The sequence below is a fragment of the Arthrobacter sp. H41 genome (assembly GCF_000520535.1).
Taxonomy (GTDB): domain Bacteria; phylum Actinomycetota; class Actinomycetes; order Actinomycetales; family Micrococcaceae; genus Arthrobacter_D.
The window spans coordinates 1-1,000 of record NZ_AZRZ01000498.1 but is presented as its reverse complement, the minus strand read 5'-3'; the positions used below and the strand labels follow the sequence as shown (position 1 = coordinate 1,000).

The window sequence follows — 1,000 nt, the reverse complement described above, 5'->3', positions numbered from 1 at the left end:
GCTTGAGCTCACTATCTCCCTGCGGGACATCGCTACGATTCACGACACTTCCCCTTGTTCGCGCATTGCCGACGGCTCCGACCAGCTCGCCGGGCGCGGAGGGAGGCGTCGCCTACGTACGTCCCGGTGAACGCCTCACCTACCGGCTCGCCCCACGTCGATCTCGGCCTCCGGCCCACCAACACCGGCACTGGCCTCGACGTTCATTGGCGGATCGCCGACAGCACAGTCGACTTCGCGGATTACATCGCAGGCATCGGAATCGGGTTCGACCAAAGCCTCAACAGGACACTACCAACATCACCGACGCAAGGAGCAGGAAGTGACAGCGCAGACCGGCGGCCGCAGGGTCGTCACCAACATGAGCCTTTCCCTCGACGGCCACTACGCCGCGCCGGACGACCCGCTGGACATGGGCTGGGTGATGCCGTACGCCGTCACCGACGTCGCCCGCGATCATCTGACCAGCCTCTGGGAGTCGGCGACGACGGCCCTGCTCGGGCGGGTCAATGCCGAGGGGTTCCTCGGGTTCTGGCCCACCGTCATTGGCATGGAGGCTGCCGACCCGCGCGACGAGGGATTCGCGAAGTGGCTCGTTAACACCGACAAGGTGGTCCTTTCCTCTACTCTCGGCGAGGTGCCGTGGGAGCGGACGACGATCATCGACAAGCCGACCGTCGAGGTGGTCGCGGACCTCAAGGCGACGGAGAGCGGCGACATTCTCGTGCTCTCCAGCGCCAGCGTCATCAAAGCGCTGCTGGCGGCCGAAATGGTCGACCGGCTGGCGATCACGATTTTTCCGGTCTTCCTCGGCGGCGGGCCACGCCTCTTCGACGACGGCCTGCCAGCGGGGCGGTGGGCGCTCGTCAGCCAGGCCACGGGCGAACACGGCACGTTGGCTCTCGTCTACGACCGCGTCCGTTGAACCGGCCGATCAGCGCTCACTCAGCCGGCGGGATGGTCCCAGCTCGGAGCCGGCTCGCGCCGCGGGCCGATGCCC

The 1,000-nt window shown here is 67.1% G+C and carries 1 protein-coding gene; it reads left to right on the top strand.

The genetic code is table 11. The features are described 5' to 3' along the window. The first annotated feature begins 322 nt into the window (after positions 1–322). Complete coding sequence (locus tag Y705_RS0101800; RefSeq protein ID WP_026531616.1) at positions 323–925, top strand: dihydrofolate reductase family protein; 603 nt, start codon at positions 323–325, stop codon at positions 923–925. Positions 926–1,000: the final 75 nt, after the last annotated feature.